Source organism: Amycolatopsis sp. WAC 04169 (assembly GCF_003947535.1).
Taxonomy (GTDB): Bacteria; Actinomycetota; Actinomycetes; order Mycobacteriales; family Pseudonocardiaceae; genus Amycolatopsis; species Amycolatopsis keratiniphila.
This window is the reverse complement of record NZ_QHJI01000004.1, coordinates 213,357-238,371: the sequence shown is the minus strand read 5'-3', so window position 1 is coordinate 238,371 and position 25,015 is coordinate 213,357. Positions and strand designations below refer to the sequence as shown.

General features: G+C 69.7%; 24 protein-coding genes. 15 read left to right on the top strand and 9 right to left on the bottom strand.

The window, feature by feature from the left end:
• Both DMC61_RS10355 and wecB read right to left on the bottom strand, forming a co-directional pair.
• A complete protein-coding gene (locus tag DMC61_RS10355) occupies positions 1-1,707 on the bottom strand; it encodes a DUF2334 domain-containing protein (protein ID WP_125688761.1) in 1,707 nt (568 codons plus the stop codon).
• Positions 1,708-1,711: 4 nt separating this feature from the next.
• A complete protein-coding gene (gene wecB / locus DMC61_RS10350) occupies positions 1,712-2,926 on the bottom strand; it encodes a non-hydrolyzing UDP-N-acetylglucosamine 2-epimerase (RefSeq protein WP_125688759.1) in 1,215 nt (404 codons plus the stop codon).
• 253 nt (positions 2,927-3,179) lie between these two features.
• On the opposite strand from wecB, the gene DMC61_RS41390 reads away from it, so the two are divergent.
• From DMC61_RS41390 to DMC61_RS10305, 11 genes are all read left to right on the top strand, one after another.
• Positions 3,180-3,335 carry a hypothetical protein gene (locus tag DMC61_RS41390; protein WP_199749952.1) on the top strand — a complete coding sequence of 52 codons (156 nt, stop codon included), beginning with the start codon at positions 3,180-3,182 and terminating at the stop codon, positions 3,333-3,335.
• Positions 3,335-4,633 carry a glycosyltransferase family 2 protein gene (locus tag DMC61_RS10345; protein WP_125688757.1) on the top strand — a complete coding sequence of 433 codons (1,299 nt, stop codon included), beginning with the start codon at positions 3,335-3,337 and terminating at the stop codon, positions 4,631-4,633. Before DMC61_RS41390 ends, DMC61_RS10345 begins: the two co-directional genes overlap by 1 nt.
• A gap of 185 nt (positions 4,634-4,818) precedes the next feature.
• Entirely contained in the window at positions 4,819-5,154 is a 336-nt protein-coding gene (locus DMC61_RS41595) for a peptidase dimerization domain-containing protein (RefSeq protein WP_370456399.1), read from the top strand.
• Entirely contained in the window at positions 5,066-5,311 is a 246-nt protein-coding gene (locus DMC61_RS41590; protein ID WP_233594751.1) for a hypothetical protein, read from the top strand. Before DMC61_RS41595 ends, DMC61_RS41590 begins: the two co-directional genes overlap by 89 nt.
• 65 nt (positions 5,312-5,376) lie before the next feature.
• On the top strand, positions 5,377-5,649 hold the full coding sequence (locus DMC61_RS10335) for a hypothetical protein (protein ID WP_038522954.1): 273 nt from the start codon (positions 5,377-5,379) through the stop codon (positions 5,647-5,649).
• A gap of 42 nt (positions 5,650-5,691) precedes the next feature.
• Positions 5,692-7,512: a glutamine--fructose-6-phosphate transaminase (isomerizing) gene (gene glmS, locus DMC61_RS10330; protein ID WP_016333426.1), complete on the top strand. Its 1,821-nt coding sequence runs from the start codon at positions 5,692-5,694 to the stop codon at positions 7,510-7,512.
• A gap of 31 nt (positions 7,513-7,543) precedes the next feature.
• Positions 7,544-7,903: a YciI family protein gene (locus DMC61_RS10325; protein WP_073848915.1), complete on the top strand. Its 360-nt coding sequence runs from the start codon at positions 7,544-7,546 to the stop codon at positions 7,901-7,903.
• Positions 7,900-9,084 (top strand): RNA polymerase sigma factor, encoded by a 1,185-nt coding sequence (locus tag DMC61_RS10320; RefSeq protein WP_125688755.1) that lies wholly within the window; start codon positions 7,900-7,902, stop codon positions 9,082-9,084. The genes DMC61_RS10325 and DMC61_RS10320 overlap by 4 nt, the downstream gene beginning before the upstream one ends.
• 110 nt (positions 9,085-9,194) lie before the next feature.
• Positions 9,195-9,956, top strand: a complete 762-nt coding sequence (locus DMC61_RS10315) for a DeoR/GlpR family DNA-binding transcription regulator (protein WP_125688753.1) — start codon at positions 9,195-9,197, stop codon at positions 9,954-9,956.
• The gene (locus DMC61_RS10310) at positions 9,953-10,846 is read left to right on the top strand and encodes a carbohydrate ABC transporter permease (RefSeq protein WP_125688751.1); all 894 of its coding nucleotides are present in this window, start codon (positions 9,953-9,955) and stop codon (positions 10,844-10,846) included. The genes DMC61_RS10315 and DMC61_RS10310 overlap by 4 nt, the downstream gene beginning before the upstream one ends.
• Positions 10,847-10,848: 2 nt before the next feature.
• Positions 10,849-11,676, top strand: coding sequence for a carbohydrate ABC transporter permease (locus DMC61_RS10305; protein ID WP_199749951.1), 828 nt, complete (start codon positions 10,849-10,851; stop codon positions 11,674-11,676).
• Between the two features lie 284 nt (positions 11,677-11,960).
• Here the strand turns inward: DMC61_RS10305 and DMC61_RS10300 are convergent, their stop codons facing one another.
• The 5 genes from DMC61_RS10300 to DMC61_RS10280 all read right to left on the bottom strand — a co-directional run bounded on the left by DMC61_RS10300 (position 11,961) and on the right by DMC61_RS10280 (position 21,664).
• Complete coding sequence (locus tag DMC61_RS10300) at positions 11,961-13,199, bottom strand: HNH endonuclease signature motif containing protein (RefSeq protein WP_233594750.1); 1,239 nt, start codon at positions 13,197-13,199, stop codon at positions 11,961-11,963.
• Between the two features lie 55 nt (positions 13,200-13,254).
• A complete protein-coding gene (locus DMC61_RS10295) occupies positions 13,255-14,604 on the bottom strand; it encodes a GH1 family beta-glucosidase (RefSeq protein ID WP_125688747.1) in 1,350 nt (449 codons plus the stop codon).
• A gap of 11 nt (positions 14,605-14,615) precedes the next feature.
• Positions 14,616-15,875: an ABC transporter substrate-binding protein gene (locus tag DMC61_RS10290; protein ID WP_125688745.1), complete on the bottom strand. Its 1,260-nt coding sequence runs from the start codon at positions 15,873-15,875 to the stop codon at positions 14,616-14,618.
• A gap of 20 nt (positions 15,876-15,895) precedes the next feature.
• On the bottom strand, positions 15,896-19,543 hold the full coding sequence (locus DMC61_RS10285) for a BTAD domain-containing putative transcriptional regulator (RefSeq protein ID WP_125688743.1): 3,648 nt from the start codon (positions 19,541-19,543) through the stop codon (positions 15,896-15,898).
• Positions 19,544-19,606: 63 nt separating this feature from the next.
• Positions 19,607-21,664, bottom strand: a complete 2,058-nt coding sequence (locus DMC61_RS10280; RefSeq protein ID WP_125688741.1) for a BTAD domain-containing putative transcriptional regulator — start codon at positions 21,662-21,664, stop codon at positions 19,607-19,609.
• A 277-nt stretch (positions 21,665-21,941) separates the two neighbouring features.
• Here DMC61_RS10280 and DMC61_RS10275 point away from each other — a divergent pair, with 277 nt between their 5' ends.
• The gene (locus tag DMC61_RS10275) at positions 21,942-22,193 is read left to right on the top strand and encodes a hypothetical protein (protein WP_125688739.1); all 252 of its coding nucleotides are present in this window, start codon (positions 21,942-21,944) and stop codon (positions 22,191-22,193) included.
• Between the two features lie 75 nt (positions 22,194-22,268).
• Positions 22,269-22,904 carry a response regulator transcription factor gene (locus tag DMC61_RS10270; RefSeq protein ID WP_016335574.1) on the top strand — a complete coding sequence of 212 codons (636 nt, stop codon included), beginning with the start codon at positions 22,269-22,271 and terminating at the stop codon, positions 22,902-22,904.
• Here the strand turns inward: DMC61_RS10270 and DMC61_RS10265 are convergent.
• On the bottom strand, positions 22,834-23,787 hold the full coding sequence (locus DMC61_RS10265; protein WP_233594749.1) for a hypothetical protein: 954 nt from the start codon (positions 23,785-23,787) through the stop codon (positions 22,834-22,836). The genes DMC61_RS10270 and DMC61_RS10265 overlap by 71 nt on opposite strands.
• Positions 23,788-23,874: 87 nt before the next feature.
• Positions 23,875-24,402, bottom strand: coding sequence for an EF-hand domain-containing protein (locus tag DMC61_RS10260; protein ID WP_199749950.1), 528 nt, complete (start codon positions 24,400-24,402; stop codon positions 23,875-23,877).
• 146 nt (positions 24,403-24,548) lie between these two features.
• On the opposite strand from DMC61_RS10260, the gene DMC61_RS10255 reads away from it, so the two are divergent.
• Both DMC61_RS10255 and DMC61_RS10250 read left to right on the top strand, forming a co-directional pair.
• Positions 24,549-24,755, top strand: a complete 207-nt coding sequence (locus DMC61_RS10255) for a hypothetical protein (RefSeq protein WP_125688737.1) — start codon at positions 24,549-24,551, stop codon at positions 24,753-24,755.
• A 72-nt stretch (positions 24,756-24,827) separates the two neighbouring features.
• Entirely contained in the window at positions 24,828-25,004 is a 177-nt protein-coding gene (locus DMC61_RS10250; RefSeq protein WP_016335571.1) for a CsbD family protein, read from the top strand.
• The last annotated feature ends 11 nt before the right edge of the window (positions 25,005-25,015 follow it).

The window sequence follows — 25,015 nt, the reverse complement described above, 5'->3', positions numbered from 1 at the left end:
TCAGCCGTCGAGGATCTCCGTGGGTTTCGCGAAGCGGTACCCCAGCGCCCGCAACGAGTTCACCAGATCCCGCAGGCCACCCTCGCCCAGGAACGGGTGGTAGAAGAAGCTCGCGACGTTGTCGCGGACGACGAGCGCGCTCTGCGCGTCGGCGAGCATGTCGACGGCGGTACGGGAGTCGTGCTGGTTGAACGCGACGGGCGCCACGTTGCCGATGTTCTCGGGGACCACGTTCGCGCCGTAGACGTCGCGCACCGGGTACGGGAAGAACTGGCCGTACACCTGTTCCGTGGTGGCGGTGGCCGTCGAACCGCATCGCCCGCCGGGGCAGAAGCCCGTGTAGTAACTGCCGCGATCGTAACGTGCCTGGAAGATCTCGGTGACCCGTTGATAGTCCACGGCCGAACCGCCGTAGTGCGGGAACTCGAACAGCGTCGGCTCCGGGAGGCCCACGCGCCGGAACTCGCCGAGCCCGGTCGCGACGCGGTCGTCGAACCACTGAGCGGAATCCTCGGGCATCGGGCCGTCCAGCCGTACCGCCCCGGCACCGTCCACACTGGACTTGTAGAACTCGAAATCGCTCGCGCTGACCCCGTCGTACGGGTTCGGGCCGCTGTCACTCTGGTGGCTATAGCCGTGCATGACGAGCGTCGCGCCCGACTGGACGGCCTCCTTGAGCACGGCGACGAGCTCCGGCGAGTCCACCAGCCGCGCGGACGTCGGGACACCGTCGTTGGCCCGGCCCTGGGGATCCGAGTAGTACGGATACACCGCGAGCGAGAACGGGATCTTCTCCTGGACGAGGAAATCCGTGACCCGGCGCAGCTCTTCCGGTTTCGTCCGGGGGCCGACGTCTTCGAGCCGGATCAGCGCGCGGTGCCGGTCCGGCGCTTGGGGCGACAGCGCGCCGAGCAGGATGTCGGCCGCGGCGAGGTAACGGTCCTGCGCTCCGGCGTAGGCGTACGGCACTTCGGCCACGTATGTCAACTGTCCAGATTGGACAGCCCAGGGCGACGGCTTACCGACTGGAGTGCTCGCCTCGGCCAGGATCTGGACCCGTGTCCGATCACGGACGTCGATCGCGACGACCCCGGTGCCGGAACGGGGATCGCGGCGCAGCGGAGTGCCTTTGTAGGTGACGGTGGTGGGGTTGTCGTCGCGGTAGCCCTCCGCACGCCAGCCCGCGTCGGCGCGCAGCTGCCAGATGTTGGCACCGATCCAGACCACGGGGACACGCGCGGCCGCGACGTCGTTCAGGAGCGCCTTCGGCAGCGCCGCGTCGGAGACCGAACCGACGTACACGACCGCCTGGAAGGTGTCCGCCTGCCGCGGCCGGTAGTCGGCGGCGGGCCGCAATTCCCAAGCGGTGCCACGGGAAACCAGGTTCGCCGTGAACATCGCGTACGCCTCGGCCGTCCGGACCTCATCGGGCGGGGACACGCTCCCGTCCTTCTTACGCCCGTCGTCGTAGAGCACGAGGGTCTTCCTGGCCGGATCCCCGCCGGGGCCGGGCAGCCCCGCCTTTCCCGCCCCGGGAAGGCGATCGGCGAGGGACACCGGAGGCGCGGCAGGCGACGCCGTGACCGGGTCCGCCTTCGTGACGTGCACCAGGACGACCACGGTGACCGTGACCACGACGACCGCGACGACGGCCAGCCGGAACCAAGCGGGCAGGCGAAAGCGCTGCCCGCCGTTGTCCTTCGTCATCGGGTCAGACCTCGGCCGGTTCGTTCTTGGCGGCGGGCCGGAAGGGGGCGGGCGGATCGGCGGCCAGACCGAGGCGATGCGCGAGCGCCTGCTCCGTCCGTTCGGCGGCGGCGCCGTCACCGAACGGGTTGCCACTGCTCATCATCCGCGTGCGCGCCGCCGGGTCGTTCAGCAGATGCTTCGCGGTCGAGACGATCTTGTCGTAATCCGTGCCGACGAGCAGGGCGCAGCCCGCATTCACGGCCTCCATGCGCTCTGTGACGTCGCGCAGCACCAGCACCGGGACGCCGAAGGTCGGGGCCTCTTCCTGGATGCCGCCGGAATCCGAGAGCACGAGGGTGCTGGCGGCCAAGGTCGCCGCCAGTTCGGGATACGGCAGCGAACCGGTGATCAGCGCGCCCGGCGTGTCCGCCAGTTCCGCACGGACGAGATCGCGCACCTCCGGGTTCGGATGCGCGGGAAGCACCACCCGCAGTTCCGGATCCACGGCCGTCAAGTGGGCCACCGCGCGCAGGACCCGGCGCATCGGCTCGCCCCAGGATTCGCGGCGGTGGAGGGTGACCAGCATCAGTTTGACCGCGCCGCGGGTCGCGTTTTCCAGCAGTGTCGCCAATTCCGGATCGTGCACGGTGGTGGAACCGTCCGTCACCGTGAGGATCGCGTCGACGACGGTGTTCCCGGCGACGAGCACGTTCTCCTCGGGTACCCCTTCGGCCAGCAGGTTCGCGGCCGCGTCGGGAGTCGGGGCGAGGTGGAGCGCGGCCGCCTGGGTCACCAGTTTCCGGTTGAGCTCCTCGGGGAACGGGGCACCGAGGTCGAACGAGCGGAGGCCGGCTTCCAGATGCACCACGGGGACGCGGCGCCAGAACGCGATGAGCGCCCCGGCCAAGGTGGTCGTCGTGTCGCCCTGGACGATCACGGCGGCGGGCGGCCGCCGATCGGCCACTTCTTCCAAACCGGTGAGAAGCCCGGAAAGGAGTTCCGGCTGGGAACCCGTTCGCCGATTCAAGGTCAGATTTTCATCGGCCGTCAATCTGAAGGTCGCCAAGGCCTGGCCGACCATTTCCGGATGCTGCCCGGTGGCGATGAGTACGGGCCGCATCCGCCCGCCGGAAGCCAATGCCCTGGCCACCGGAGCCAGCTTCACGGCCTCCGGCCGGGTTCCCACGACGAGCCAGATTTCGGGCATGACGTCGGTCTCGTTCTGTGCGTTACGCACCTGGTCCTTCTTCCGGGGTCGCGCTTTGGTACGGCGTGAATTCGTCGGTGAAGTCACGAGAGAGTGGTGGGTGAGGCGAGGATCACTAACTGATGGTCACCTTTATGGGGGATCCGTCGCTCCCGAACGTTAACACAGACGGGGTAACGTACCCACTCGAAAGGCTGAATATCGCTTACCAGGGTGACCCTCGACTCGCCGTTTGAAAACTGTGAGTAGATGTTTGTGGTGCCCGCCGCCCGGAGGAAAAGACATGTCGATGGTGCCGATGGGCCCGGTCAAGGTTTCCGCGCTCGGAATCGGCGCGACCATGGCGGGTGCGACGGTGAGCACCGTGCTCGCGCTCGTGATCGGGGTGGTCGCGGTGCTCCTCATGGCGCGTTCGCTGCATCTTCGCCTGAAGGACTGATGGCGAACCCGGCCTTCGCCGCGACCATGATGCTGTTGCTCCTGTGGTGGCCGGCGCACAATCTCCTGCTCGCGGCGTTCGCCTGGCGCACCGGGCGTCCGCGCCGGTCGGTCGCGGCGCGCGGTGAGGGGCTGGAGTTCTGGATCGTCATCCCGGCGCTCAACGAGGAACGCGTGGTCGGCAACACCGTCCGGAACGCGCTTTCGCTTGGCACGGAACGGAATCCGGTACGGGTCCTGGTGATCGACGACGGCTCGGACGACGGAACGCCCGCCGTCCTCCGCGAGGTGAGCGACCCGCGTCTGCACGTCCTGCGCCGTGAGCTCCCGCATGCGCGGAAGGGTAAAGGCGAGGCGTTGAACGCCGGCTACCGCTACATCCTCCGGCTGTGCGAAGCCGAGGGGAGTGTGGTGCGCACGATCGTCGGCATCATCGACGGCGACGGGCGGGGCAGCCCGGGAATGCTGCGTGAGGTGGCCGACGTGTTCGGCGACCGCGGCGTCGGCGCCGTGCAATGCCGGGTGCGGATCCACAATCGGCGCAGTGTGCTCGCCCTGCTGCAGGATCTGGAGTTCGGTGCGGTCGCCGACGCGTCCCAAAGCCTGCGCGATCTCGCGGGCAGTGTCGGAATGGGCGGAAACGGGCAATTCACGAGACTCGGCGTGCTGCGCCGCTTCGACCCGGCCCCGTGGTCCGACTGCCTGGTCGAGGATCTCGAACTCGGGCTGCGGCTGCACGTCGCCGGTATCCGGATGCGTTACGTGAAATCGGCGTGGGTCACGCAACAGGGTCTGGTCGATCTGCGCCGGTTGCTCCGGCAACGCACGCGATGGGCACAAGGCAATTTGCAATGTGCGAGACATTTGCGGGAATTGCTGGCTTCACGGCATGTGGGCAGTATCGGTCTCCTGGATTTCCTCGCCTATCTCGTGACCCCGTGGTTGACCGTGCCGTTGTCGTTGGCCGTTTCCTTGTTGTTCGTGGGCACGCTCGTCGCTTCCTGGTCGGGGGTCACGCTGGGCGGCCTGATCGCACCGCCCTCGGCGTTGCCCGGTGCCGCCTTGATCGGTGTGGCCGTGTTGCTGGTGCCGGGGGTGGTGTGGGCGATCGTGCACCGGCTGCGGCTCGGTGAGGAACCGCTGCACCGCTGTCTGCTCGCGGGCCTGCTCTATCCGGGCTTCCTGGTGCTCGGTGTCGTCGCGACCTGGCGGGCGCTGTTCCGGGTGGTCGCGCGCCGCAACAGCTGGACCAAGACGGAACGGTTGAGCGAGGAGCCGCCTGAGAAGGTGTCCGTATGACTGTCGACGCGATGATCGAGGTCAGTCTCCGTGTGACCGCATGTCCGCTGGTTTGGCGGTGGTGAACCCCGTGTGCTGATCCTGGGCCACCACGACACCGTGTTCCCCGTCGGCACCCTGGCGCGCCGCCCGTTCGCGGTCGGCGGCGGCCGCGTGACCGGGCCAGGTGGGAGGCCCGCGCGCTCATCGAGGACCGCGCCCGCGCGTGCGGCGCGGTCCTCGTCTTCGAAGGCGCGGCCGACGGCGGCGGTCTCAAGATCGGCCACAAGGGCTGCGGAACCTTCGAGGTCGTCATCACCGGCCGGGCGTCGCACGCCGGTCTCGAACCCGAGTCGGGCGTAAACGCGCTGACCGAGGCCGCGCATCAGGTGCTGGCGATCGCCGCGCTCGATCGGGAAAGTCGTGGTGCGGGGCGGGATCCACCGGCCACCGATGCCCGAGTCGGCCGCCGCGGACCTCTTCGCCGTCGCCGAGCGGCTACTGCCCGGCGTCGCCGGGGTGGCCGTCGGCGGCGGGAGTGACGGCAACCTCACGGCCGCGATCGGCGTCCCGACCCTCGACGGGCTCGGCGCCGTCGGCGGGGGCGCCCACGCCGATCACGAATACCTGCTGGTCGAGTCGATGGTGGAACGGGCGGGGCTGGTCACCGGCCTGGTGAAGACGATTCGAGGCTTCTGATCGACCCGTGAGCCAGTTCTTGCCCGATTTCGGGCAAGAACTGGCGTTTCGGAAGCCGGATGTGCATGATGAGCTCCGTGGAGGACGCGGACATCGTCGAGCAGGTGGCCTTGTCGACAGGTTTGTCGACGGCCATCGCCGCCCGTGTCGTCGAGGACGTCCTGGCGTTCTACCGGCAGCCCGCCGAGCAGTACGTCCGGTCGCGGCATGCCCAGTTGCAGGCGGAGGGCCGGAAGAACCCCGAGATCTTCCCCCTGATCGCCGGCGAACTGAGCCGCCGTCTCGTCGCGCCTCCCGACCTGTCCGAGCGGCAACTGCGCCGCATCGTCTACGGCTGACGGACCACGCCCGTCCGTTTTCTTTTGTGAGGTTGACTCGTCATGTGCGGAATCGTCGGCTACATCGGCGGCCAGAACGCCGCTCCGATCCTGATCGAGGGGCTGACGCGGCTGGAGTACCGCGGCTACGACTCGGCCGGGATCTCGGTCCTCGGCGGTAAGGGCGCCCAGGTGCACCGGATCGTGGGGCGAGTGCGGAACCTGACGGCCGCGCTGCCCAAGCGGCTCGCGGGCAAGGTCGGCATCGGGCACACGAGGTGGGCGACGCACGGTCCGGCGACCGAGGCGAACGCCCATCCGCACGTCTCCGAAGACGGCCGGATCTCCGTGGTGCACAACGGGATCATCGACAACGCCGACGCGCTGCGGGAGCAGCTCACCCAGGCGGGGGTGACGCTGTCGTCGGAGACCGACACCGAGGTGCTCGCCCACCTGATCGCACGCTCGGGCGCGAAGACGCTGGAAGACGCGGTCGTCGAGGCCGTCTCGCGCGTCACCGGCACCTACGCGATCGCCGTGACCGACACCGAGCACCCCGACCGCGTCGTGGTCGCGCGGAACGGCTCGCCGCTGATCATCGGCGTCGGCGACCGGGAGATGTTCGTCGCCAGCGACCTGTCCGCGCTGGTCCGGCACACCTCGCAGGTGGTGCACCTCGACGACGGCGAGTTCGCCAGCGTCTCGGCCACCGGCTACCGCACCTTCACCGTCGACGAGAGCGACACCGGCAAGGCCGCGACCGCGATCGACATCCAGGCCGACGACCTCGACCTCGGCGGCCACCAGCACTACATGTACAAGGAGATCCAGGAGCAGCCGGAATGCCTGGAGCGCATGATCCGGGGCCGTCTCGACGACCGGTTCGGTGTGTCCCGTTTGGACGGTCTGAACCTGACTCCCCGTGATCTGCGCGGTTTCGCGCGGGTGAAGATCCTCGGCTGCGGCTCGGCGTACTACGCGGGCCAGATCGGCGCCACCATGATCGAGGACCTTGCGCGGGTACCGGCCGACGCGGAAGCGGCGTCCGAGTTCCGCTACCGCAACCCCATCATCGAAGCGGACACCCTCTACATCGCGGTCAGCCAGTCCGGCGAGACCGCGGACACCGCGTTCGCCGTCGAAGAGGTCAAGCGCAAGGGCGGCCGGGTGGTCGGCCTGGTGAACGTCGTCGGTTCGACGATCGCGCGGGCCTGCGACGGCGGCCTGTACCTGCACGCCGGCCCGGAGATCGCGGTCGCTTCGACCAAGGCGCTCACCAACATGGCCGTCGGCTTCGCGATGATCGCGCTGGCCCTCGGCCGCGTCCGCGACCTGTCCAACGCGGACGGGCAGCGCATCGTCGCGGCCCTGCGGGCGCTGCCGAAGCAGGTCGCGGCCATCGTCGAGAACGAAGCGCAGATCGCCGAGCACGCCAAGATCTGCGCCGACGCGCGCAGCCTGTTCTTCATCGGCCGGGTCCGGGGCTTCCCGGTGGCGCGGGAGGGCGCGCAGAAGTTCAAGGAGATCTCGTACCGGCATGCGGAGGCCTACCAGACCTCGGAACTCAAGCACGGCCCGCTCGCGCTGATCGACGAGGAGCTGCCGACGGTCGCGATCGTGCCGTCCGACGACCTCGCCGACCGCAACTTGGCCGCGATGCAGCAGATCAAGGCGCGCAAGGGCCAGGTCCTGGCGATCACGCACGACGACGTGGACTTCGGCGACCTCGACGTGCCGCGGTTCGTGGTGCCGCGTTCGGAGCCGGAGCTCGACCCGATCCTGCTCACGATCCCGCTGCAGCTGCTGGCCTACCACGCGGCGCTGCTCCTCGGCCACGACATCGACAAGCCCCGGAACCTGGCGAAGTCCGTCACCGTGGAATGATTTCCGCCCTCAGCGATCGAGGGAGTCCGCGATGAGGCAGTACCTGCTCGCCGTCCAGCTCGACGAAAGCGAGCGGGACGCGCCCGAGGACGAGGTCCGGGCCATGCTGGCCCGGACGGGCAAGGTCACCGACGAGATGAAGGCCGCCGGGTCGTGGGTCTTCGTCGGCGGACTCGAGCATTCGGACGTCTCCACGGTCGTCCGGCCCGCCGGCGGCACGACCACGATCACCGACGGCCCGTTCGCCGAGACGAAGGAACAGCTCGGCGGATTCTGGGTGATCCAGGTCGAGGACCTCGACCAGGCGCTCGCGTGGGCAAGGAAGTGCGCGCTGGCCTGCGGGCAGCCGATCGAGGTGCGGCCGTTCGGCGACCCGTCGCTCCGGCAGTGACGGACTTCGACGGGATCTACCGGGCGGAGTACGGCCGGTGCGTGGCCACCCTGACGCGCCTCCTCGGCGACATCACACTCGCCGAGGAGGCGGTTCAGGACGCGTTCGCGACCGCGGTCGAGAAGTGGGACAAGACTCCGCCCAATCCGGGCGGATGGATCGTGACCACCGCCCGCAACCGCGCGATCGACCGCCTGCGCCGGGAATCCACCCGCGAGGCACGGCACGCCCAGGCGTTGCTCCTGCACGCGCCGGACGAGCCGCACGACGTGGGGCCGGTTCGCGACGACCAGCTCCGCATGATCTTCACCTGCTGCCATCCGGCGCTCTCTCCGCCCGCGCGGGCGGCGCTCACCCTGCGCCTGCTCGGCGGGCTGGAGGTGGGGGAGATCGCGCGGGCGTACCTCGTCCCGGAAACGACCGTCTCCCAGCGGATCGTCCGCGCGAAGAAGAAGATCCGCGACGCGGGCATCCCGTATCGGGTGCCGGGGGAGGGTGAACTTCCCGAGCGGCTGGACTCCGTCCTCACCGTGCTCTATCTCGTGTTCAACGAGGGGTACACCTCCACCTCGGGTGAGCTGCTGCGGACGGATCTCTGCCTGGAGGCGATCCGGCTCGCGAGGGCGCTCGCCGAGCTGATGCCCGGTGAGCCGGAGGTGACCGGGCTGCTGGCGTTGCTCCTGCTCACCGAAGCGCGGCGGCCGGCGCGGGTGGGGCCTTCCGGTGAGCTGGTGGTGCTGGCGGAGCAGGACCGGTCGTTGTGGAACCGGGAACTGATCGCCGAAGGGCACGAACTGGTGCGGCGATGCCTGCGTCTCGGCCGGCCTGGTCCGTATCAGGTGCAGGCCGCGATCAACGCCGTGCACACGGACGGCGAAGCGACCGATTGGACGCAGGTGCTGGCGCTCTACGATCAGCTGTGGCGGCTCGCCCCGTCGCCGGTCGTGGCGCTCAACCGCGCGGTCGCCGTCGCCGAGGTGCACGGCACGGCCGCGGCGCTGGCCGATATCGAGGAACTGGACCTGCCCGGGTATCACCATCTGCCCGCCACGCGGGCGAATCTGCTGTCCCGGCTGGGCCGGACCGCGGAAGCCGTCGCCGCCTACGACGAGGCGATCGCCTTGGCCACCAACGACACCGAACGGGCTTTCCTGCGGGCCAAACGGGCAGTCCTGTCGTAGTTTCGGGCAACGCTCTGTCCTCAATGGACGGAGGGGGTTCCGTTGTCGTACCGGCGGCAAACCAACTATTGTCGCCATGACCGCTCGTCCGCCATAGCAGGAGGTGACCGTTGTACGCCGAAGAGCGGCAGCGCGCCATCCTCAAGCAGGCCAGGCGGAACGGCCGTGTCGACGTGGCGACGCTCGCGGCGGCCTTCGAGATCACCAGCGAGACCGTCCGCCGTGATCTGACGGCGCTGGAACGCAGCGGCGTGGTGCGACGGGTGCACGGCGGCGCGATCCCCGTCGAACGGCAGGGTATCGAGCCGGGGCTCGACGCCCGCGACGCGGTGATGTCCGCGGAGAAGGACCGTATCGCCGCCGCGGCCCTGGAGCAGATCCCCGACGGGGGCGCGATCCTGCTGGACGCGGGCACCACGGTGGGCAGGCTGGCGAACCTCGTCCCCTCGGATCGTGAACTGACCGTGGTCACCCCTTCGCTGCCGAACGCGTGCGCGCTCGCGAACCGGCCCGGCGTCACGCTGATGCTGGTCGGCGGAAGGCTGCGCGGCCACACCATGGCGTCGGTCGACGGCTGGGCGCTCGACGCGCTCAAGGACACCTACGTCGACGTCGCTTTCCTCAGTACCAGCGGCCTTTCCGTCGAGCGGGGGCTCACCACCCCGGACACCGCCGAGGCGATGGTGAAGCGCGCGGCCATCGCGTCCGCGCGGCGGACGGTGTTGCTCGCCGATCACACCAAGATCGGCAACGACCACTTCGCCCGGTTCGGGGACCTCTGCGATGTCGACACCCTGATCACCGACCGCGGCGCCGAACCACGGGAGCTCGACGAGATCGGCCGGACGGGCGTCAAGGTGATCATCGTTTGAAACGTACGGGCGAGCGCCTCGCCGGATACCTGATGACAGCGCCGTTCTACGTCCTCTTCGGCGTGTTCGGTCTTTTCCCGCTGCTCTACACCGCATGGGTGGCGCTGCATCACTGGCATCTGGTCAACGGTGACACCGGGTTCGCCGGGCTCGGCAACTTCGCCGTCCTGCTCCAGGATCCGCATTTCTACAACGCGCTCTTCAACACGGTCAGCATCTTCGTCCTTTCGACCGTCCCGCAACTGCTCGCCGCGCTCGGGCTCGCCGCGCTGCTCGACCGTCCCTTGCGGGCGCGGACGCTGTGGCGGGCCAGCGTGCTGCTGCCCAACGTCGTCTCGGTGGTCGCGGTGGCGCTGGTGTTCAGCCAGCTGTTCGCCGAGGACTACGGCGTCGTGAACTGGGTGCTGGGCCTGGTGGGGATCGATCCGGTGGACTGGCGGTCGGACCGGTTCGCGTCGCACGTCGCGGTGAGCGCGATGGTGATGTGGCGCTGGACCGGCTACAACGCGCTGCTCTACCTCGCGGCCATGCAGTCCGTGCCGCAGGAGCGTTACGACGCCGCGATGCTCGACGGCGCCTCGCGCTGGCGGAGTTTCTGGTCGATCACGGTGCCCGCGATCCGCCCGACCATCGCCTTCACCGTCGTCGTCTCGACCATCGGCGGGCTGCAGTTGTTCGCCGAGCCGCAGCTGCTCGACGAAACCGGCGTCAACGGCACCGGTGGCGCCGACCGCCAGTTCCAGACGCTGGCCATGTACTTGTACGAAAAGGGATTCGGCGAGTTCGACGCCGGGTACGCGGCGGCCATCGCGTGGTTGCTGTTCCTGCTCTCGGCGGTGTTCGCGCTGGTCAATTTCTCGCTCGTGCGCCGGATGCGGGGCGGTGAGTGACCGTGGCGGCGAGAGAACGGACCGGGTTCGTCGTCTACGGGCTGCTGCTCGCGGTCGTCGTCGCGTCGATCTTCCCGCTTTACTGGTCGTTCGTGGTGTCCTCGAAGGACAATTCAGCCCTCGGGGAGACGACACCGCCGCTGGTGCCCGGCGGCAACCTGATCGAGAACGTCGAGCGGGTCTTCGGGACCGTCGATTTTTGGCTGGCGATGCAGAACTCGCTGATCGTCGCCGGCACGGTGACCGTCTCGAACGTGCTGCTCTCCAGCATGGCCGGATTCGCCTTCGCGCGGCTGCGGTTCCCCGGCCGCGACTCGCTGTTCCTGGTCGTCATCGGCACCGCCATGGTGCCCGCTCAGCTCGGTGTCATCCCGCTGTACCTGGTGGTCGGCGAACTCGGCTGGTACGGGCGGCTGGAGGCGGTGATCGTGCCGGGACTGGTCGGTGCGTTCAGCGTGTTCTGGATGCGGCAGGCGTGCGAGGAGGCGATCCCGGGCGAACTGCTGGACGCCGGACGCGTCGACGGCTGCTCGACGGCGCGGTTGTTCTGGAACGTCGCGATGCCCGCCATCCGCCCGCAGGCCGCCGTGCTCGGGATGCTGACGTTCATGACCGCGTGGAACGACTTCTTCTGGCCTCTGATCGTGCTCGACCCCAACGCCCACCCGACCGTCCAGGTGGCGCTGTCGCGGCTGGCCAGTGGGTACTTCACGGATTACTCGCTGATGCTGACCGCGGCGACTATCGGGGTGGTGCCGGTGATCGTGCTGTTCATCGTGCTGGCGCGGAAGGTGGTCGACGGGGTTATGCGGGGGGCGCCGCGGGCCTGAGGTTTGGTTCTCGGGTGTTGCCGTGTTGGTGGGCCTTGATGTGGAGGTTGCCGGTTTTCGGCAACGGCGACTGACGGGGTTTGGCGGCGGTGGCTGGGGCTGCAGTGTGGCGGTGTGGGCATTTTGGTCGTTTTTCGGCGACGGCTTGGAGGGATGGGGCCGGGTTCGCGGCACTGTGGTCGTTTTTCGACGACGAGGGCCACTGGGGCTCGGGCAGGGACGGGCGTCGTACGGCAATTGTGGAGAGGACCGGGATCGAGCCGTTGCCGTTTTCCGGCGACGGGTCAGAACGGTGGTGGTTCCTCGTCGCGGGGCTCGTGCAGTGGTGGAGGCGAACTGTCGTAGCTCTGCCCAGTAGGTGTGGTGATCGTGAGGGTTCCGTCGGACGCTAGGCGGTAGTTCCACCCGGGCTCGTCCTTCAACCGATGGTCGCGGCGGCACAGATCGATCAGCTCGGTATCCGCGGTGTGGCCGCCGAATTGCCAGGGCAGTGAGTGGTCGAGGTCGCAGGCTTGGGCGACGCGGTGGCAGCCGGGTCTTCGGCATTCCCGGTCCCGGACCCGGACGAATTCGTCGAGTCCGGCGGTGGGCCGGTAGCGGTCGCGTCCGAGGTCGAGGACTTGTCCGGAGAGTGGGTCGGTGATGATCCGCCGCAGTACGGTGTTCGGTCCGCCAGCGATCTCCCGGGCCAGTGACGCCGGGATGTGGCCGTGTCCGGCCATCTCGGCGGGGTCGTCGTTCAGTCCGAGGTAGGTGTGCAGGTCCATGTAGAGGAACACTTCGGATCGTTCGCTCTTCCCGCCCTGGCCGCCCAGCAAGAGATCGAGGGCGACATCGGCACGAAGCTGATCCAGGGTGCGTGTCTCTCCGCCGGCCCGCAGGGCGCGGGCTTCGCGGTCGATGCGGGTGTAGGCGGCGGCCACTTTCTCCACGGGGCCGTCTTCGACTTCGATGGAGGCCACTCCGGTCTCGCCGTGGCGTACCGAGAGACGGCGTCCGCCACGATTCCGCTCGGCCCGGCGGGAGGCGCCGTCGCGGTCGGCCATCATCGCGGCGTGGTTGGCTGCTTTCCGGATTTGGTCGGAGTTCCGGTCCGGCAGACGGTCTTCCAGGACGGCGTCCACCGCGCGGGCGTCGTCGTCGGAGAGCCAGGCGGTGGCCGTGGCGACTTTCATCGCCCCATAGCCGCCTACCTTTCCGGCATCCAGCAACCCGAGGGTGCGGGGCAGGCGGGTGGTCAATGCCTGGGCGGTGGAGACCAAGCCGGCAGCGTGTCCGTCCACAACGGATAGAGCGAGTGCGACCTCCTGTGCCACGCTGGGGGCGCCGTCGCGATGTCGGCTCAACCGGCCTAATGCGCGGAACCGGACGGCTTCCAGGCGCGCGATTCCTTCCGTGGCTGCGATAGCGGCATCCACGGCATCGTTGTCTCCCAACGTATCCAGTGAAGCATTGACCTCCCGAAGAGCTTCCAGTGCGGTGATTTCCTTGAGTAGCGCCACAGTGGCGTTGAGTGTGTCCACACGGAGAACATACGACCGACCACCGACAGTTTTCGGCGGCAAGCGGAAGCGGCCGCTAAAGACCGTTGCGCGCCACCACATCCGCATAGAACAGGGCGCTGTCCTTGAGCACCCGCTCCTGGGTCTCGAAGTCGACGTGCACGAGCCCGAACCGCTGCGTGTACCCCATGGCCCACTCGAAGTTGTCCAGCAGCGACCAGGCCATGTAACCGCGGACGTCGGCGCCGCGCTCGATCGCGGTGTGTACGGCGGCGAGATGCTCGGCGAAGTACCGTACGCGTTTCTCGTCGTGTACGCGGCCTTCGACGACTTCGTCCTCGAAGGCCGCTCCGTTCTCGGCGATCACGAGCGGCAGGCCGCCACAATGTTCATGCAGCCACAGCAAAAGTTCGGTGAAGCACTCCGGCCGCTGCTCCCAGCCGAGCGAGGTCAGCTCACCGCGCGGTGGCTGGACGTCCATTCCGCGCAGGCCCGGCAGGGGACAGTTGCTGTCGGTCTCGGGGTCGTCGAGGGGGACCGCGCGGGCGGGCGCGTAGTAGTTGACGCCCAGGACGTCCAGCGGCTGCGCGATGATCTCCAGATCTCCGTCGGCGATCGCCGGTTCCAGTGTGCCGAGATGGGCCAGATCCGCAAGCAGCTCAGGCGGATAGCCGCGGCCCAGCAGCGGATCGAGGAAGAACCTGTTGTGCAGGAAGTCGAATTTGCGCGCGGCCTCGCGGTGCGCGGCGTCGTCCACATCGGTCAGCACCGGGGCGAAGTTGAGCACGATGGACACTTCCTGTTCGCCGCCGGCAGACCGCAACGCCTGTGTCGCCTTGCCGTGCGCCAAAAGGAGGTTGTGTCCGGCGACCAGTGCCGCGCCTTCGTCCCGGATGCCTGGCGCGTGGTCGCCGTTGCCGTAGCCGATGAAGGCGGCGCAGAACGGTTCGTTGATCGTGGTCCATTGCCGCACCCGATCACCGAGTACTTTGTGGACTGTCAGCGCGTAGTCCGCGAAAAGGTCCGCGAGCGCGCGGTTCGGCCAGCCGCCTTCCGCTTGCAGTGCCTCGGGCAGGTCCCAGTGGTAGAGCGTCACCATCGGGGTGATCCCGTGGTCCAGCAACGTGTCGACGAGACGGTCGTAGAAGGCGAGCCCACGTGGCTCGACCGTGCGGCCGTCCGGCATGACCCGTGACCATGCGACGGAGAACCGGTAATACGGCACGCCGAGTTCGCTCAGCAGGCGGACGTCCTCGCGGTAACGCCGGTAGTGGTCGCAAGCCGGATCGCCGGTGGCCATGCCGGGTCTCGCGGTGAAGGTGTCCCAAATGGACGGTCCACGACCGTCCGCCGTCGTCGAGCCCTCGATCTGGTACGCCGCCGTGGCCGTGCCCCATCGGAACCCGGCCGGAAACCCCAGTGTCACGCCGTCTCCGCTCAGTTGGCGGCCGCGGCGCGGCCTTCGGTGGCGGCCTGGTTCCAGGCCTCGTCGAGCGACTGCTTCCCTTCTTCGACGCGGCCGAGCGCGTGCCCGTACACCGGCCGCACCTCACCGTCGCGCAGCCCGCGGTAGTTCGGCCGCAAGGCCTCGGCGGACGCGGCGAAGATCTTGCCGATCGGGGCACCGCTGAAATACGGGCTGGTGTGGGAAAGCACGGCACTGTCCTGATAGGCGCCCAGCGCGCTCGGCAGCAGCCCGCTCTCCAGGAAGATCCGTTTCTGCTGTTCGGGCGCGGTGAGCCAGACGGCGAGGTCGTACGCCTCCTTGCGGTGCGCACCCTGCTTCGGGACAGTCAGGAACGAGCCGCCCCAGTTGCCCGCCTTGCCCGGAACGGAGGTGACGTCCCATTTGCCCGCGAGCTCCGGGCCGCCAGCCTCCTGGATCTGGGTGAGCATCCAGGCCGGGCAGGTGATGGCGGCGAACCGGCTCTGCTTGATCGCCACCGTCCACGGCTGCGTGAAGGTGGTGACCGCCGCCGTCTCCTTCTTCAGCGCCATCCCGCCCGCCAGCTCGAAGGCCTTGCGCACATTGGGATTCGTGTCGGCGATGAACTTGTCGTCCTTGGAGAAGTAGTTCTCCTGAGCCTGGTTGAGCATCGCCGTGTAGACGGTGCCCGCCGAGTCGGCGAACTTGACGCCGTCCGGTGCCTTGGCGCTGAACCGTTCCCCGGTTTCGGCGAACTTCTCCCAGGTCGGCCACAGCGCGGCGACCTGGTCGCGGTCGGTCGGCAGGCCGGCGTTCGCGAACAGATCACGGCGGTAGCAGAGGGCGAGACTGCCCATGTCGGTGCCGAGGCCCATCACGAACTTCCCGCCCTCGGCGGTGCTCTGGTCCCATTTCCAGGCAGGCCAGTGCTCGCGGAGGCCCTGCGCGCCGAACTCGGACAGATCGCTGAACTTGTCCGTCGACTGGCGGAACTTGGGGAGGTACTGCTCTTCGATCGCCACCACGTCGGCACTGCCGCGTCCGGCGCCGAGCCCGGTGGCGAGCTGCCGGTGATGCGTCTCGAAGTCGGCGACCCGGCCTTCGACGATGATGCCGGGATGGGTCTTTTCGTAGTCGTCGAAGAGTTTCTCGTACCCGAACTCGCCGAAGGTGGCGACGGTGAGCTTGATCGGACCACCGGCTTCCGGCGTGCCGGAACAGCCGCTGAGCAGCAGCGCGAGGGCCGTCAATCCGGCCAGTACGCGGGTCATGGTTCTCCTCGTTCGTGCGGTCACGCGAGTCGTCTCGGCAGCTGGTCGCCGACGGTCAGCCGGGAATCGGCGTGCAGTTTGGTCAGCACCCTGGACACCAGCGACTGCACCGTCCGCCTCGGAAGGCTCAGCTCCGCGGCGATCTCCGGGTTGGACAGCTTCGCCGCCACCAGCCGCGCAACCCGCAGTTCCAGCGGCGACAGTGCCGCGCTGTGCCGGGGGCCTCGTTCCGCGCGGCTCAGGACTCCGTAGCGTCGCAGCCTGCTTTCCGCGCGGCGGATGCTCCAGGTGGCGCCGACCGGCCCGAGCACTTCACACGCCTCGGTGAGCGAGCGGGTGGCCTCTTCGAGGTAGCCGGCGCGGCCGAGCAGTTCGGCGGCGTCCTCCAGAGCGGCCGCGAGCTCGATGGGACGGCGGACCTCGCGGTAGTGATCGGCCGCCGCGCGCATACCTTCGGGATCGCCGTCGATCAGCGCCCGGCACCGCAGGGCGGCGGCCGTGGCCCTCGCCGGCACGGTCTCCTGGCTCGCCTCCTCGGCGCAGACGGCGAGCGCTTCGTGCGCGACGGCGTCGTTCCCGGCGGCGAGCGCGACACGGACGACGTCGGGAAGCCACTGGTGGCGCAGCATCATCCGGGCGTAATCGGGGCGCAGCACCGGCGCGATCAGGCGTAGCGCGTCGTCGAGTTCGCCCCGTTGTTCGGCGGCCATCGCCAGTGCCGCCAGGTAGAAATCGCAGCTCTCGCGTTCGGACGAGTTCGACGGCGAATGCGCCTCGGCCGCTTCCAGATGGGCGCGGACGGCGACGCGTTCGTCGCGATGGCCCGCGATGAGCGCGGCGACCCCGTGCAGCAACAGGGCGGCGGCACCCGGCTCGCGCACGCCGTAGAACGTGATCGCCGGGCCGTCCTCGGTGACCGAGTCCAGTTCGGCCAGTGCCTCGTCCCAGCGCCCCGTCCAGTAGTAGTGCACGGCCGCCGAGACCTGCGGGCCGGTCGGCAGGCCGTGCCGTGCTGCGGTCTCGTAGCCGGCGTGCAGCGTGGCGTCGGCCTCGCCGAGCCGGTCGAGGTTCTGCAGCGTGAAGAGCCGGTTGTCGAGCAGATCGAACCGCAGCGTCGCCAGATCGGCCTCGTGGCCGGCGGTCTCCAGCGCGGCGTCGATCGCGGTCAGCGCCCGGTCATGCTCGCGGCGGATCGAGTGCACGAGCCACAGCGTCTGCTGCGCGTGCGCGGCGGGGTAGCGCTCACCCGCTTCGGCCGCCTCGATGTGCAAGGCCCGCGCGATCCGTTCGGTCTCGTCGAGATCGGACAGGTCTCCACGGCGAAAGTTGGCGAGCAGCGTCCGGGTGCTGGTGCGCCACAGCTCCGGGATCGAGGGGTCGTCCGCGGTGTCGCCGAGCGCCTCGATCGCGCCGGGCGTGTCACCCCGGCGGTAGCGCAGCGCGGCCAGGAAATGCCGCATCTGCGCCAGATCCGCCTTGTCCGCGACGGTCTTCACCGCCTCCTCGGCTTCGGCCTCGGGAGTGAGTTCGAGCCGGAACAGCACGCGGACCAGCGCGGCGATCAGCGTCTCCCGTTGCTCACGGGTGGGCACCGCGCTGTCGAGCGCGCCGCGGAGCAGGTCGGCCGCGATATGCGGGGCGCGGTTGGACACCGCGACGTGGTTCGCGGTGAGCCAGCCCGCCAGCCACGGGTCGAACGGCACCGGCCCGGCGGCCAGCTGCTCGGCGACCCGTTTGACCGGCGCGCCCGCCCGCGCGAGCGATTCGGCGGCGCGCCGGTGCAGCTCGGCGCGGACCGGTTCGTCGATGGCACCGTAGAGCGCCTGCCGCTGGAACGGATGATGGAAGGCGAGTTTGTCACCGGCGTACTCGATGACGCCCGCGGTGATGGCGGGCTCCAGCTCCTGCAGCACCTCGAGCGGGCTCTTGCCCGCCAGCGTGGCGATGTCCTCGACGGCGAACTCCGCGCCCAGCAGGGAAGCGGTGCGCAGGATCTCGGTCGTGGCCTGGTCGAGGGTCTCCAGCGTCCTGGCCACCGCCGCCAGCAGCGAACGCGGCGCGTTCTCGGTGCCGTCCAGCGTCACTTCGGCCACGCCGGCCGTGATCCGCACCGCGCCCGTCCGGACCAGGTCGTGCGCGACTTCCCTGGCGTAGAGCGGATTCCCGGCCGCGCGCCGGACCAGCGGGCGGAGGCTCGGCCCGAGCTTGGCCGCGAGGATCGCCTCGAACACGGCGGCGATGTCGTCGTCGGTCAGCACCTCGACCGGCATGATCACGCCGTCCCTCGCTTCCACCCCGCGACGCAGCTGGGCGAGATCCCGGCGGCCGTGCCCGGTGCGCGTGGCGGCGACCAGCAGCAACGGCAGCTGACGGGTGGCGGCGGCCAGCCGCTGCCACAGCAGCACACTGGCCTCGTCGGCCCAGTGGAGGTCGTCGATCACCAGCACCAGCGGACCCGCCGCGCAGGTCTCGTCGACCAGCGTGAGCAGCTTGTCCACAGTGGACAGGATCGGGTCGGCGGGGCCCCAGTCGCCGTGCGCGGGTTCGGCGTGCAGCTCACCGGCCAGCTTGGCCTTGGCCGGATCCGCCGCGCCGTGGTGCACGCCGAGACATTCCATGATCACCTGCAGCGGGAACCGTTGCTGCAGCTCGTCGGCCGCGGTCCAGGCGAGCTGGCAGCCACGCGCCGCGGCACCGGCCAGCCCGGCGATCAGCAGTTCCGATTTGCCGATACCCGGTTCGCCTTCGAGCCAGACCGGGCGGCCGCGCCCGGCCAGCACGTCGGTGACGAAGCCGTCGAGCCGCTCCACCTGCCGGGCACGGCCGGGCAGGTGGCCGTGGCCGCCGCGTTCGATCGCCTTGGCCACCGGCGGCGGCACGACGCGGACCGGAGCCGGTTTCGGTGCGGTGACGGGTTTTTCGCTGCCGTCGAGGATGCGCTGGTGCAGCTCCCGCAGCGGGGCGCCGGGTTCGACGCCGAGTTCGTCGCGGAGGATCCGCCTGGCCTCGCGGTACGCGCCGAGCGCTTCGATCTGCCGCCCGCCGGCGTGCAGGGCGCGCATGAGCGTCTCGTGCAGGGACTCGCGCAATGGATGCCGCTGCACCAGCGCGGTCAGCTCGGCCACCACCTCCCGGTGATCGCCGGTGCCGAGCAGGGCCGTGGCGCGCAGTTCGGCGGCGGTGAGCTGGAGTTCGGCGAGCCGGACGCGTTCCGCTTCGGCGAACGGGCCGGGCACGCCGGAGTAGGCCTCGCCGCGCCAGAGACCGAGCGCGGAGGTGAGCCGCGCGGCCGCGCCCCGTTGATCGGCGAGCGCCGCCCTGGCGGCCGCGACGTCCCTTTCGAACCGGTGGACGTCGAGCGCCTCACCGTCCAGCCGCAGCGAATAGCTTGATCCGGACGAACGCAATATTTCGTGCGCGTCCCCGCCCGCCTTGCGGATCGCCCCGCGCAGACCGGAGACGTAGGTGTGGACGCTGCCGGTGGCGCTGGCGGGCGCCGAACCGCCCCAGACGCCGGAGATCAGTTCGCCGAGGGAGATCGCCTGGCCGCGCCGCGTCGCCAGGGTGGCGAAGACCGCGCGCTGGCGGGCGGGCCCGAGCTTCAGCTCGACGTCGTCGAGCCAGGCACGAGGCGGCCCGAGCAGCTCGACGCGCAGCCCGTTCGTCACGCCGGCTCCATTTCTCGTCATACAGCGAAAGTGGCCGGATCACTGGTGTGTGTTCCCCGCAGTTTAGGACGTCCTCGGCGCGGTCGGGTTGCGCACCCGGGCGAGCGCGTGCAGCGGCGTGCACCAGGGCTGGGTGGGCCAGGAGGGCGCGGCGTCCGCTTCGGGCAGAAGGAGCGCGGCGAGCTCGCCGGTCAGCTCCTGGTGTTGCTCCTCGGTGAGATTCCGTTGGTGGGAAAGCACATCGAGCAGTTCGACGGCGGTCCCGGCGGACAGCGCGCGGACGTTGTCGAGCACCCAGCGGGGGATCCAGGGCGCGGTCAGCTCGTCGCCTGCCTGGAGCAGCTGCTCGGCGACACGATCCGCGGGCGCGCCGGAGTCCGCCATGGTCGTGGCGATCTCCTGGTGCAGTACGGCGCGGATGGCGGGCGGGGTGTTCGCGGCGAACACCGCTCGAACGAGCGGGACGCGGAACCGCAGACGTTCCCCGTCGGCTTCGAGCACGTGCGCGGCGAGCGCCTCCTCCACCGCTCCGGTGAGCGATCGCGGTTCTCGGCCGGTGACCCCCGCCAGGTCCGCGACAGTGAACGACGAGCCGAGCAACGCGGCCGAGTTCAGCGTTCGCTTGCCGGGCACGGAAAGCGTGGCGAGATGGTCCTCCACCGCAGCCGCGAGCCTGCCATGCGGCGTGGTGTCCGGCTCGTGGCCGTCGGCGAACTCGGCGAACAGCTCACGCAGATAGCCGGGGTTGCCGGCGGTGTACTCGGCGGCGAACCGGAGGAAGTCCTCACCCGGATCCCTGGCCAGGGTCTCTTCGGCGAGCGCGGCGACGGCCGGGCCGTCGAACGGCGGCAACGGGACGATCTCGCCGTCGAACTCCGAGCGGAGGACGTCGAGCGTGCGGCGCCGGGGGAGCGGACGCGCCGAGCCGATCAGCAGCAGCGGCAGATGCGTGGTGAGCCGGTGAAGCCGCTGCCAGGCGAGGAGGCTTTCCTCGTCCGCCCAGTGCAGATCTTCGAAGACGAGCACCTGGGGCCCGGCTTCGCACAGTTCGGTGACCGTTTTGCCGAGATCGTCGAGTGCCTCGCTGCCGAGACAGTCGGCGACGATGCCCATCGGGACCGCGCCGCTCAGCTCGTCGGCCTCGACCCAGCGTGTCCGGCTCCTCGCCGTGGCCAGCGCCTCGGCCAGGAACGTGCTCTTGCCGCCGCCCGCTTCGCCGTCCACCCAGATCGTCGCGCCGCGACCTTCGTCCAGCAGCGCGGACAGGTGCCGTCGCAGCCGCCCGAGCTCGAACTCGCGGCCGACGAAAGCGGACGGCCGGGCGGGGACGGCCTGCGTCCGCTGGGGAGGTTCCGGCCGGCCGGGCAAGGACGGATCGCCGGCCAGGATCCGTCGCCGCAGGTCCAGCAGGTCCGGGCCGGGTTCGAGGCCGGACCGCTCGATGATCGTCTCGCGGGCACGGTCGAACGCGGCCAGGGCCTCGTCCTGCCGCCCGGACCGGAACAGGGCGGTGATCAGCACGCGGTGCAGGCCTTCGCGCAGCGGATGGCGCTCGACCAGGACGGCGAGCTCGTCCACGAGTTCGCGATGCTCACCGAGCCGCAGCGAGACCTCGGCCTGGCGTTCGAGCGCGCTCAGGCGCAGTTCGTTCAGCCGGGCACGCTGGGTCTCGGCGAACGGGCCGGGGATCCCGTCGAGCGCGGAGCCCCGCCACTGTCCGAGCGCGGACCGCAGCGACTCCAGCTCCCGCCGGTGCGCGCCTTCGAGCCGGTGCGCGCGGGCACGGTCCAGCTCGGCTTCGAAGACGTGGACGTCGACCTGCTGCTTCGGCAGGTCGAGGCGGTAGCCGGCGCGGCTGGCGACGAGTGGTTCACCGGCCGGCTCCAGCGCGCGGCGCAACGCCGAGACGTAGGTGTACACGATGCCGGTGGCGCTGTCCGGGGGCCGCTCGCCCCAGACGGCGTCGATGATCTCCCGGCGCGAGACGAACTGGCCGGCGTGCAGCGCGAGCGTGGCGAACACCGCCTGGCGCTGGGCAGGACCCAGCGCGATCTCGCCGTCGCCGTGGCGGGCGGGGGAACCGCCGAGCAGCCGCACCGTCAGCGAGGAAACCTCGTCCATGACCTGCCGCCTGTGCGTCCGACCGCCGAAAAGAATGTCCCGCTCGACGAAAATCCTAGTGGCGCCGATGTGGGTTTCGCAATCAATCGGACACTCACCGTGTGGGTTTGCCCGGCCATGACCGGATTTCGCCGCCCCATGGACTATCGGATGTCCGTTCATGTGGTTTTCGCGGCCTCGGACGGGTGACGGGCGAGTGGGCAAACCCGGGCGTTCGCAGGGGCAAAGTGTCGTCCGGCCCTGGTGGCGGGCATGCGCGGCTGTGCATGCTGTGCCGGTGAGCCAGGATCAGGAGCTGTTCGCCGGTGATGTCCTGCTCAGTCTCGCCCAGAACGGCAGGCTGGTCCTCGACGCCGACGAGGCGGAAACCCGCGTCGCCGAACTTCGCCGGACGCTCGCCTATGGCTACGCCCTCCTCGCCGACCCGGACTACACCGGCCCCGAGGACAGGCTCCGCGAGGTTCTGGACGAGCTCCCCAAGTACGTCGAGGCGTTTCAGCAGGCCACGAAGTCCTTCACGCCTCGTTGAGAATTCGTGAAGAGCTCCTTCGCAGACTGTGTCCCATCCATCCGACTGGGGCCGCGGACAAGCGGAGGGGACGAAGTGGACACGGAAACCCGACAGATCACCGTGGCGGTGCACGCGCCCGACCCGATCACGACGGCGGGCCTGGCCAGCCAGCTGGGCACGCAGCAGGGGATCGACATCCGGGACTGGGATCGGCGCGCCGAGACCGACGTACTGGTGTTCGCCGCCGAATGCCTGACGCCGGAGATCGTGCTCTGGCTGCGACGGCTCGCCGCCGAGGACGGCAAGCCGGTGGTGCTCGTGGTGAGCCAGATCAGCGAGGCTGAGCTCGTACCCGCCATCGAATGCCGGGTGGTGGCGGTCCTGCCGCGGTCGGCCACGACCGGCGAACGGCTGGCGCACGCGGTCCGCGCGGCGGCCACCGGCGGCGGAGTGCTTCCGCCGAGCCTGCTCGGTGAACTGCTCAAACACGTCGAACGGCTGCAACGCGAGGTGCTCGACCCGATGGGCGTCAACACCGCCGGGCTCACCACGCGGGAGATCGACGTGCTGCGGCTGATGGCCGAAGGCAAGGACACCGTCGAGATCGCCGGTGAGCTCAGCTACTCGGAACGCAGCGTGAAGCACATCATCCAGGGCATCACCGGACGGCTGAAGCTGAAGAACCGGCCGCACGCCGTGGCGTACGCGGTCCGGGCCGGGGTGATCTAGCCTCACGGCTCGCCAGGCGTTCGGCGACGACGGCCAGTTCGAGCGGCTGGTCGCGTTCGCGGGCCAGCCAGAGGCACTCGTCGGCGGGCTCCTCGCCGAGGCAGGCCCGGACCAGATGCCGATGAAGCAACACCCGTCCGGTCGGCATCGCGGCGGCGAGAGCCTCCAGCGCGTCGAGGGCCTGCTTCGCCGACGCCCGGTCGTTCCTCCGCAACGCGAGGTCGGCGAGGTCGGCCCAGGCGATGTCCGTGCCGACGGCCAGTCCGCGGGTGGCCGCGTGGAGGCGCCGGGTGGCGCGCTCGGTTTCGCCCTCCGCGAGTTCGACGCGGGCTTCGGCGATGTCGAGCAGGTGCGCCAGCGCCGGTGCCGTGGCGCGGGCGGCCGTCAGCAGTTTCCGCGCTTCGGCGGACCGTCCCTGTGACAGCAGGACCGACACGGTCGACAGGTGCATCGCGGAGGCCCCGATGTCGTAGCCGGGCCCGGAGCCGTCGGCCAGGCTCCGGTGCGCGAAGTCGATCGCCGGACCGGGCCGGCCGCGCATGGCCGCGAGCAGCGAACGTTCGCTGTCCCGCAGGCGGGATTCGGGGAAGGCCTCGTCGGCGAGCAGCTTCTCCGCGCGTGCTCGTTCGCCCAGCACCAGCAACGCGGCGACGTACGAAGCGATCTGGTCGTCCAGGCATCGCGGTACCGTCCTCGACGGCCACCGCTCGCGCTCGGTCAGACTCGCGCCGAACCGCGCGGAACGGCCGTCCCAGAGGTCGGCCAGGCCGCCGAAGAGCTCGCCCAGCCAGGAATCGTTCTCCGCCAACAGTTCGGCGGCTTCCTTCCACCGGTCCCGCAGGCACAGCGCGATCGCGCGCGAGACCATCGAGTCGGCTTCCACGCGTGCCATCCTGAGCGGCCGGGACGGTGGCGACGTGCCGAGCCGCCGCGGTCGGCCCGTATGGACGCGGGGTCCGCCCGAAAGCCGTCAGACCGCCAGCGGGCCGAAGACGAGCGTGCCCGGCGCTTCCGCGTCGTCACCGGCCCAGAACTCCAGCCACAGCGCGGCGAACTCGTCCCGCGACAGCATCCCGTCGCCGTCGGAGTCCAGCAGCGGGAAGGTGGCGTCGGTGTCGGTGGGGCATCCGTTCCACACCTCGATCAACTGGTGGTACTCCGCCGCGGAGATCAGGCCGTCGCGGTTCTCGTCGACCGCTTCGAACATCGCGTCGGCCGTGGCGGTCACGGCCTCGGGCGTGTCCGGGAGCTTGTCGACCACCAGCAGCACTTCGTCGAGGGTGACCTTGTTGTCGCGGTTCAGATCCGAGGCCGCCAGCAACGTCGTCCACCAGCTCAGCATGATGCCGGTCAGGCGCCGTTCGTCACCCGGCCCGCGCCGCCGCGCCCAGCGGTCGGCCAGGGCCTGGAAGTCCTGCTCCTCAAGGAAACCGTCGCCGTCGACGTCCATCGCGGCGAAGACCCCCGACACCTTGCGCCGCTGCAAGTCGCTTGCCATGCGCCGAACGATAGAACCGGACGCAGTAGCGGAACAGCGGCCATTCAGGGCCCCGGGGCGCCACGATCGGGGGACGTCTCGGAGAACGCGGAGCGAGGACCGCCGTATTCTGACCGGGGAACGGCCTATCCACCAGGAGGTGGAGCATGACAGCCGGAATCGAGCGGGCGGCACACGCCTACTGCCCCGTCTGCAACCCGGACCCCGGGCTCGGCGAGCCGGTCACCGCGCTCTGCGGAGCCACTCATCCCTACTGGGGTCGGCGGGAGCGGCCGGTCAACAACTGCCCGGTCTGCGAAGCCGTCGCCGCCAGGACGGAATATCCCTGCGGTCACACGGGCGGCGAGAGATGACTGTGACGAACGCGCCGTTTTCGGGGCCGTGAGCCGGGTATTCGGAGGCGACGGACAACGAAGGAGGCTCCGATGAACGACAAGGCCGAGAACAAGATCGACGAGCTCAAGGGCAAGGCGAAGGAAGCCGCCGGGAACGCCACGGACAACGAGCAGTGGCAGGCGGAAGGCAAGGCCGAGCAGGGCAAGGCCAACGTCAAGCAGGCGGGCGAGAAGGTCAAGGACGCGGTGAAGGGCGTCCGGGACTGACCTCGTGACCG

What these genes read in the sequence shown, in the direction of transcription:
- DMC61_RS10250 (WP_016335571.1), top strand. Translation starts at nt 24,828, where the DNA reads ATGAACGACAAGGCCGAGAACAAGATCGACGAGCTCAAGGGCAAGGCG.
- DMC61_RS10325 (WP_073848915.1), top strand. Translation starts at nt 7,544, where the DNA reads ATGAGGCAGTACCTGCTCGCCGTCCAGCTCGACGAAAGCGAGCGGGAC.
- DMC61_RS41590 (WP_233594751.1), top strand. Translation starts at nt 5,066, where the DNA reads ATGCCCGAGTCGGCCGCCGCGGACCTCTTCGCCGTCGCCGAGCGGCTA.
- DMC61_RS10345 (WP_125688757.1), top strand. Translation starts at nt 3,335, where the DNA reads ATGGCGAACCCGGCCTTCGCCGCGACCATGATGCTGTTGCTCCTGTGG.
- DMC61_RS10335 (WP_038522954.1), top strand. Translation starts at nt 5,377, where the DNA reads ATGATGAGCTCCGTGGAGGACGCGGACATCGTCGAGCAGGTGGCCTTG.
- DMC61_RS41390 (WP_199749952.1), top strand. Translation starts at nt 3,180, where the DNA reads ATGTCGATGGTGCCGATGGGCCCGGTCAAGGTTTCCGCGCTCGGAATC.
- DMC61_RS10355 (WP_125688761.1), bottom strand. Translation starts at nt 1,707, where the DNA reads ATGACGAAGGACAACGGCGGGCAGCGCTTTCGCCTGCCCGCTTGGTTC.
- DMC61_RS10255 (WP_125688737.1), top strand. Translation starts at nt 24,549, where the DNA reads ATGACAGCCGGAATCGAGCGGGCGGCACACGCCTACTGCCCCGTCTGC.
- DMC61_RS10260 (WP_199749950.1), bottom strand. Translation starts at nt 24,402, where the DNA reads ATGGCAAGCGACTTGCAGCGGCGCAAGGTGTCGGGGGTCTTCGCCGCG.
- glmS (WP_016333426.1), top strand. Translation starts at nt 5,692, where the DNA reads ATGTGCGGAATCGTCGGCTACATCGGCGGCCAGAACGCCGCTCCGATC.
- DMC61_RS10290 (WP_125688745.1), bottom strand. Translation starts at nt 15,875, where the DNA reads ATGACCCGCGTACTGGCCGGATTGACGGCCCTCGCGCTGCTGCTCAGC.
- DMC61_RS10280 (WP_125688741.1), bottom strand. Translation starts at nt 21,664, where the DNA reads ATGGACGAGGTTTCCTCGCTGACGGTGCGGCTGCTCGGCGGTTCCCCC.